Source organism: Clostridium frigoris (assembly GCF_018861865.1).
Lineage (GTDB): Bacteria > Bacillota > Clostridia > Clostridiales > Clostridiaceae > Clostridium_AD > Clostridium_AD frigoris.
This window is the reverse complement of record NZ_JAHLDV010000022.1, coordinates 42,419-50,023: the sequence shown is the minus strand read 5'-3', so window position 1 is coordinate 50,023 and position 7,605 is coordinate 42,419. Positions and strand designations below refer to the sequence as shown.

9 protein-coding genes are annotated in these 7,605 nt (G+C 30.8%); 7 read left to right on the top strand and 2 right to left on the bottom strand.

The features are described 5' to 3' along the window. Positions 1–238 precede the first annotated feature (238 nt). The 4 genes from KPL37_RS10970 to KPL37_RS10955 all read left to right on the top strand — a co-directional run bounded on the left by KPL37_RS10970 (position 239) and on the right by KPL37_RS10955 (position 3,771). Positions 239–1,345 carry an FAD:protein FMN transferase gene (locus tag KPL37_RS10970; protein WP_246578227.1) on the top strand — a complete coding sequence of 369 codons (1,107 nt, stop codon included), beginning with the start codon at positions 239–241 and terminating at the stop codon, positions 1,343–1,345. A gap of 13 nt (positions 1,346–1,358) precedes the next feature. Then, positions 1,359–2,939: an FMN-binding protein gene (locus KPL37_RS10965; RefSeq protein WP_216149254.1), complete on the top strand. Its 1,581-nt coding sequence runs from the start codon at positions 1,359–1,361 to the stop codon at positions 2,937–2,939. A 163-nt stretch (positions 2,940–3,102) separates the two neighbouring features. After that, a complete protein-coding gene (locus KPL37_RS10960) occupies positions 3,103–3,306 on the top strand; it encodes a cold-shock protein (RefSeq protein WP_216149252.1) in 204 nt (67 codons plus the stop codon). A gap of 240 nt (positions 3,307–3,546) precedes the next feature. Then, positions 3,547–3,771, top strand: coding sequence for an alpha/beta-type small acid-soluble spore protein (locus KPL37_RS10955; protein WP_216149250.1), 225 nt, complete (start codon positions 3,547–3,549; stop codon positions 3,769–3,771). Between the two features lie 47 nt (positions 3,772–3,818). Here KPL37_RS10955 and KPL37_RS10950 read toward each other — a convergent pair whose 3' ends face one another. Further along, positions 3,819–4,775 (bottom strand): asparagine synthetase A, encoded by a 957-nt coding sequence (locus KPL37_RS10950; RefSeq protein WP_216149248.1) that lies wholly within the window; start codon positions 4,773–4,775, stop codon positions 3,819–3,821. Between the two features lie 264 nt (positions 4,776–5,039). On the opposite strand from KPL37_RS10950, the gene KPL37_RS10945 reads away from it, so the two are divergent. Next, entirely contained in the window at positions 5,040–5,504 is a 465-nt protein-coding gene (locus KPL37_RS10945; protein WP_216149246.1) for an Lrp/AsnC ligand binding domain-containing protein, read from the top strand. A 102-nt stretch (positions 5,505–5,606) separates the two neighbouring features. Then, on the top strand, positions 5,607–5,993 hold the full coding sequence (locus tag KPL37_RS10940) for a thioesterase family protein (RefSeq protein ID WP_216149244.1): 387 nt from the start codon (positions 5,607–5,609) through the stop codon (positions 5,991–5,993). 148 nt (positions 5,994–6,141) lie between these two features. Here the strand turns inward: KPL37_RS10940 and KPL37_RS10935 are convergent, their stop codons facing one another. Next, entirely contained in the window at positions 6,142–7,242 is a 1,101-nt protein-coding gene (locus tag KPL37_RS10935; RefSeq protein ID WP_216149242.1) for a DNA alkylation repair protein, read from the bottom strand. Positions 7,243–7,394: 152 nt separating this feature from the next. Here KPL37_RS10935 and KPL37_RS10930 point away from each other — a divergent pair, with 152 nt between their 5' ends. Further along, a complete protein-coding gene (locus KPL37_RS10930) occupies positions 7,395–7,601 on the top strand; it encodes a DUF1657 domain-containing protein (RefSeq protein WP_216149240.1) in 207 nt (68 codons plus the stop codon). Positions 7,602–7,605 lie beyond the last annotated feature (4 nt).

Genomic DNA, 7,605 nt, shown 5'->3' with positions numbered 1-7,605 from the left:
CCCGGTAAAGGAGCCAATACTGACATCCGCCTCTTGGATAGACTGAACGAAGGAATTTAGGACATAGATCCTGTGAGACATGGAAGGGTAAGTTACCAGAGATAATGCGGATATCCATCGTAGACATAATTTAACAAAGAAGCGTAGCTCTATTTAAGTTACCTATCTATGCCCACATAAATACAAAAATTCAATATATACCAAGAAGGTTTCTTTTTGAAATAATGAGATTTTAAGAATGAGTGAGATATCGAGAGTAATTTATAATATAGAGAGGAAGGGTTTAATAGGTATGTTGCTTATTACTATTGACAATGCACTAATTATAATGATTATAGTAATATTTGTTACTTTGATTTTAATATTTTTAACTGGCAATCATAAAAAGTTATATATTGTTAGAGAGTTTTATTCACTTGGCACTAATAACCAGTTAAAAGTATATGGAAAGAAAGCAACAAAAGCTATTGAAGAATCTATTAAAAAGGTTTGTGAAATAGATAATAAGATGTCGGTCTTTAAAGAGGAGAGTGAACTTTCAAAAATAAGCATAAATGCTGGAAATAAGCCACAAATAGTTAGTAATGATACTTATTATGTTATTCAAAAGGCGATAAAGTATTGTGCGTTATCTAAAGGAGCTTTTGATATTACAATAAAACCTATAGTTGCATTATGGAGTATTGGAAAAGAAGGACAACAGATTCCGAGCAGTAATGAAATTAAGGAAAAACTTAAGATTATAAACTACAAGGATGTAGTGATAGATGAAAATGATAAATCTATTTTTTTAAAGAAAAAGGAGCAAGAAATTGATGTTGGAGGTATTGCGAAAGGATATGCTGCAGACAAAGTTAAAAATGTAATGATTAAAAATGGCATTAAGAGTGCACTTATAAATCTTGGAGGAAACATATTAGCTCTTGGTACAAAAATCGATGGAACACCATGGAGTGTTGGTATTCAAGATCCATTTAACACTCGTGGTGAATTCGTTTTAACAATTGGTGTTATTAATAAATCTGTAGTTACTTCAGGAAATTATGAAAGATATTTTGAAGTGAAAGGTAAAAGATTTCACCACATAATAAACCCAAGTACGGGGTACCCATCAGAAAGTGATATTTTAGGTGCTACAATAATTTCTGATAACTCAATTGATGGTGATGGACTATCTACTGGTGTGTATATTATGGGTGTGGAAAAGGCTATTAAGTTAATAGAAGAAATAGAGGGCGTAGAGGCCATATTAATAACCAAAAGTAGGGAGATCTATGTTACATCAGGTATGGAAGGGAAATTTACAATAACGAGTCAAGATTTTGTATATAAAAATGGGATTTAAAAGGGGATATAAAATGGTAAAAAATATAAAGAAAATACAAATATTTAGACATATGGTACAACTGATTATGTTTGTTTTATCACCTGGTTTATTTATATTAGCTTTCTCAGAACTAAAAAGTATTTACACTATGATTATTAAAGGCAATTTTAATTTTATAACAGCTTTTCCTAGTTTAATTGAGTTCACAACAGCTATAATAATAACGATTTTACTTGGTAGGTTCTTTTGTGGCTGGGTTTGTGCATTTGGAACTTATAATGATTTCCTTTATTTATTATCAAAAAAAGTATTTAAAATTAATTTTAAGGTAAACGAACAAGTAGATAAAATTTTAAAATACGTGAAATATGTAGTTCTATTATTACTTGTAGTTGTTGTTTGGACAATGGGAAGTAAAGTTCTTGATATGACAAGCCCTTGGGATGCTTTTGCTCAAATAACAAATTTTCCTCAGGTATTATCTGATTACACTATTGGAGTAGTACTTTTACTTTTAATAACAATAGGTGCTCTCTTTGTAGAAAGATTTTTCTGTAGATATTTATGTCCTTTAGGTGCTGTTTTTAATATATTCTCAAGAATAGGAATACTTAAAATAAAAAAGCCTACTGATAAATGTGGAAAGTGTAGAATATGCAGCAATAATTGTTCAATGGGATTATCACTTTACAAGTCGCAGAGTGTACGTGGCGGGGATTGCATTAACTGTTTCAAATGCATCGAAGCATGTCCAAGAAGTAATACTAAGGTGAATGTTCTTGGTGAGAATGTAAACCCAGAACTTGCAAGTAGTGTAGCTATAGCTGCTATGGTAGGACTTTATGCTGTTAATAATTTAGGAGCATCAACATTAACAAATAGTGGATTGGCTATAGCAAGTACTACAAGTACTACAAGTACTACTAGTACTTCTCAAAAATATAAAGATGGAACATATACAGGAACAGGTACTGGGTTCCATGGTGCTACAACTGAAATGTCAGTAACAGTAAAAGACAATAAAATAACTAAAGTTGAAACAGTATCAAGTGGAGATACTCCTGATTTTTATGCAAGAGCAGAAAGTACAATAACTTCTGAAATAATATCGAATCAATCAACAACAGTTGACACAGTTTCTGGTGCAACTTATAGTAGTGAAGGTATTATTAACGCAACGCAGGAAGCATTAAAGAAAGCGGAAGTAGGTTCGTCTGTAACTACACCAACTACTACTGATACAAATAAAACAACAGATAGCAGTACTGATGCAAGTACAACAACAAATAGTACTGATGATACAAGTACAGCAACAGCAAATATAGAGACTAGTTCAAGTACCTATAAAGACGGCACATATACAGGAACAGGTAGTGGCTTTCATGGTGGTACAACAGAGATGTCAGTTACAATAAAAGACAATAAAATAACAAAGGTTGAAACAGTATCAAATGGAGATACTCCTGATTTTTATGCACGAGCAGAAAGTACGATAATTTCTGAAATAGTGTCGACCCAATCAACAACAGTAGATACAGTTTCTGGTGCTACTTATAGTAGTGAAGGTATTATGAGTGCAACACAGGAGGCTCTAAGTAAAGCTAAAGCATAGAATAAGCGCATGGGTAAATCAAAATGCACACTCAGATCAATTATATTTCTATAATTAACAAAATTGATAATATGCCAATATTATGGTATATTGTTAATGTAACATTGTTGATGCAAAATTAATGTATCGTAAGTAATGGTGTTTTCTATTTGGAGGTTTATTAATGAAAATCGGAACAGTTAAATGGTTTAACACAGTAAAAGGTTTTGGATTTATTGAAGTTGAGGGTGAAAAAGATGTTTTTGTTCATATATCTGCAATTCAAGGTAATGAATCAGAAAGAAGTTTAGAAGAAGGTCAAAAAGTTCAATTTGAAACAGAAGAAGGACCTAAGGGACTTCAAGCAATTGAAGTTACTGCAATATAAATAATATATATTTATAGTACAAAAGCCACCTTATGAGGTGGCTTTTGTATGTCCATTACTAATTACTCATTCACTTCATATAAATACAGAATATCAAAATTTTATAATAATATTAAATCATATAAATGAATAAAAAACTTGTTTTTAAAAATACTAACTGTACCTATATAAGGTAGATAACGAAATTATTTTAATACATTTTGAATATTTATTTTATAAAATTATAAGGAGGTAGTAAAAATGAGTAGAAGAACATTAGTACCTGAGGCAATGGGAAAACTCCAAAAGTTCAAGATGGAAGTAGCAAATGATATGGCACTTGATAATATTTACAGTAGAAATGTATATATGGGTGATGTTCCTAGTAAGGAAGTAAATAAGATGAAAAATTCAGGTAATGTCGGTGGGGAAATGGTTCGACGGATGGTAGAAGCAGCAGAAAAAAATATGGTAGATAAGATATAAAAAAATGGTGGCTATTATAAAATAGCTACCATTTTTTATACTTTAAATTAGAATATATATTGCTGACCGGGTTTTCTGCAGAATAATGTAACATCACTAATCTCAGGCTGCTGAGTAATAAATCTAGTTATTCTTTCTACCCCAAATCCAGCTCCGGCAGTCTTAAATATTTCACCTTGTTTTGCAAGCTCAATATAATATCTAAATGCATTCTCATCAGTTGCAAGTTCCCTCATTCTTAAAAGTATTCTATCTAGTTTGAATTCTCTTTCTCCTCCACTTAAACCTTCACCAAATCCTAGTGGCCAAATAAGATCATAGTTTCTATAAGTTCCTAAGTTATCTAAATCTTCAGCATCATAGAATTCTCTCTTATGGTTTGTTAGGAAGAAAGGCTCTGTAGCAGCTTTTGATGCTTCTGCTTCGAAATCATCGCCATATTTTTCTTGCATCTCATCAGTTGTATATTTTTTAAATGGTCCAGTTATGTTTAAATGATCTGTACCTACTCCAAGTCTTGTTAACTCTGGAATACAGTTTTCTTTTACAAATTTAAATATAGCAGTTATTATTTCTTCTATAAATTTAAGTACATCTTCCATTGTTTTTTCTTTAAATTCAAAGTCTACTTGAGTAAATTCAAATAAATGTCTTGAATCACCTCTAGTTGCCTTTTCTAGCCTTATGTTTGGAGATACTATATAAAGACTATCAATATCTGCATTTAACATGGTCATTTGTTTGTGGAATATCATAGATTTCATAACATTGAAGGTTTGTTTGTTATAGTTTATCTCGCATTCCTCAACGCTATGGTTTAAAGTATCTGTAATCGGAGACATCATAAGAGGTAACATTCTAGTTATTCTTCTCTTATACATAAATTCATCCACAGCTTTTAAAATGGATTGTTGAACAAATAATATATCCTTAATTTTCTTATTTTTAATTTTAGCCACCGCTACAGCCAATAATTTTTTTTCTTCTGCTTTTAATTCTGTCATTGTAATTCCCCCTGATAAATTTTTATTTTTGTTTGATCCATTGATAATATAATAACATATTTGGCTCGCTATTACAATATATCTAATGAATATTTATTATATTTATCAAATAATAAATTTATAGCTAGTTTTATTGTGGTATTGTTAAAAATTAAAATTAATTCATCGTTTTTTTGCTAATCTGTTAATTGATTTGATATAATGATATAAAGTATACAATATTGTTGATTTTAGTTATATATTAATTTATTAGGAGCTGATGGTATGAATTTAAATGTTCCAGGGTTAGATGAACTAGACTATCAAATATTAAAAATATTAATTAAAGACTCTAGAATACCTTATCTTGAAATTGCAAGGAATTGTCATGTAAGTGGAGGTACAATTCACGTTAGAATGAATAAAATGCAAGAAATGGGATTAATTAAAGGCGCCAGGCTTATATTGGATACGAGTAAACTTGGATATGATGTATGTTGTTTTATTGGAATTTATCTTAATAAAGCATCCTCATATCCAGATGTATTAGAACAATTGAAAGAGATAAAAGAAATAGTAGAGCTACATTACACAACAGGAGCATATTCTATTTTTATCAAAGTAATGTGTAAGAGCATCTCTAATCTCCAGGATCTACTTATGAATAGGCTCCAGGTAATTTCAGGAGTTCAAAGTACAGATACTTTTATAACCTTGTCACAACCTATAGATAGAAATATATCTTTTTGATATATTTTTAACAATAAGCATGTCAAATCACTTGATACACTTTCATAATGATGTTATATTAGTATAATAAAGTATAAATAATAAAAGAGTGGAGTGATAAAAATGGAATTTAATTTTAATGAAGGACTGAAATCTGTTATGGAGCAGGTCGTAGGAAAAAGTGATACAGCAAATTCTTATGGATCTGGAGATTTAGATGTTTATGCTACTCCTGCTATGACAGCTCTTATGGAGAATGCAGCAAAAAATGGTATTAAGAAGGAATTGCCTGTGGAATATACAACAGTTGGTATAGAGATTAGTGTTAAGCACATAAAGCCTACACCAGTTGGAGTTAAGGTTAGAGCTGAGGCAGTACTTGAAAAGGCAGAAGGTAAAAAATTAACATTTAAGGTAGAAGCATTTGATGACATGGGCAAAATAGGTGAAGGAACTCATATAAGATATATAGTGAAATCAGAAGACTTTATTAAAAAAATAGTTCGTTAAATATTTTGTATGTTAAACAAAGATCTAAATGAATAACTTACATAAAAAAATTAATTGTGTGTAACTTTGCGTAAAGTAAAAAAGCACTCCTCTAACTAAATTGTTAGAAGAGTGCTTTTTTAAGTTTTTTAAATACACGAATATGAAGCTAAAAAATTAAATTCATACTTGATGTAGCTACTTCGGCGCCGTTAATAAGTATAACAATTTGATGTTCTCCTGGGTAATGTTTTCTTGTAGTAAGATCTGCCCATTTATGAATTTTAGTTCCAGTAAGACATTGTCCACCATTAACTATTTTATCAGAGAGCAAAAATAATTTACGTGAGGTCTTTCCTCTTGCGCGTACAAAGTAAATTCCATATTCTATTCGTATATGTATAGAGTCACCTTCACGAATACAAAGTTCATATTTAATGTTGCAATTCCCTCCAATTTTCACATTAGGTGGATCTATAGATAAGACAGCACGAGTGGCAATAGGTCTGTCTATAGATTCTCCATATCCAAATAGTTTCATTATTTCAGGATTTGCTTTGCGAATCAATGCTCGAGAACCATGTCTTAGTATCCAGTCAGTGTACTTATTTATTCCTATTAAACGTCTTACTGTTTCTACAATCACAAAAGGATTATCCTTTGAAATGTCATTTAAATTGTTAGCAACACTCTTACGTACATAAATAGAAGGGTCCTCTTTTAGTTGCTCAAGTACAGAGAGCACCATTGTTGGATCGCGCTTAAATATAGTAAGGGAGGTTCCCCATGGTAAACGTGGACGACAGCCTTCACTTGCGAGCCTTCTTACATGATCATTAGTGTCTTTTGACCATTCTAGCATCTTAGCTATCATTCGCTCTGGATCATGCATAATAAATGGCCTTATTGCGAACTCAGAGGAAGACCTAATAGTAAATCGCTTAAGCGCTAACACTGAAAGTTCAAAGTCCTTATCCGCCTTACCATATATTGCAACAAAATTCGGGAAAAATAAATATGGAAATCCTTCGCAATATTCATCAATTTGAAATAGTATATCTATTGCATCATCATAGCTTTCTGGTAAATATGCCTTAAGAGTTGTTGTAATTCGATTCATCCTCTCCATTAACTTTAGTTCAATCCAAGTATCATCTATTACATTAGTTATAAATCCATTAATGTCAAAATGATTATAGACATTATATACTTTCTCACCAAATTGTTGTAAAAATACTTTATTATACATGTTTTTTAAAGCTTCGGCCATGTGTCAATCCTCCTTTTAGCTATATATCATTATAACAATTATAAGTTGACAACTGTGAGTCATATTAATGTTTTTTTATATTAAATGAATTAAAATTAGGCATATTAGGTAAACTATTTTATATGAGGCTTAATAAATAAAAGGAGGTTCATATGACAGTTAGTTCTAAAGTGAAACAAACAGTAGCTTCTTTAAAAGGATGCGAAGCTACTTTAAGATTATATTCATTGCAGGAACGTGATAAAGAAGCTAGGGTTATTTATACAGAAGCATTTGAAGAAATAAGTAAAATAAAAATAAGTTTAGAAAAAAGAGTAAGATCTATAGAATTTGAGGAACCACAATACAAAGGGAATTGAGTGA

Coding starts and splice junctions, on each gene's coding strand:
- KPL37_RS10970 (WP_246578227.1), top strand. CDS start 239: ATGAGTGAGATATCGAGAGTAATTTATAATATAGAGAGGAAGGGTTTA.
- KPL37_RS10965 (WP_216149254.1), top strand. CDS start 1,359: ATGGTAAAAAATATAAAGAAAATACAAATATTTAGACATATGGTACAA.
- KPL37_RS10960 (WP_216149252.1), top strand. CDS start 3,103: ATGAAAATCGGAACAGTTAAATGGTTTAACACAGTAAAAGGTTTTGGA.
- KPL37_RS10955 (WP_216149250.1), top strand. CDS start 3,547: ATGAGTAGAAGAACATTAGTACCTGAGGCAATGGGAAAACTCCAAAAG.
- KPL37_RS10950 (WP_216149248.1), bottom strand. CDS start 4,775: ATGACAGAATTAAAAGCAGAAGAAAAAAAATTATTGGCTGTAGCGGTG.
- KPL37_RS10945 (WP_216149246.1), top strand. CDS start 5,040: ATGAATTTAAATGTTCCAGGGTTAGATGAACTAGACTATCAAATATTA.
- KPL37_RS10940 (WP_216149244.1), top strand. CDS start 5,607: ATGGAATTTAATTTTAATGAAGGACTGAAATCTGTTATGGAGCAGGTC.
- KPL37_RS10935 (WP_216149242.1), bottom strand. CDS start 7,242: ATGGCCGAAGCTTTAAAAAACATGTATAATAAAGTATTTTTACAACAA.
- KPL37_RS10930 (WP_216149240.1), top strand. CDS start 7,395: ATGACAGTTAGTTCTAAAGTGAAACAAACAGTAGCTTCTTTAAAAGGA.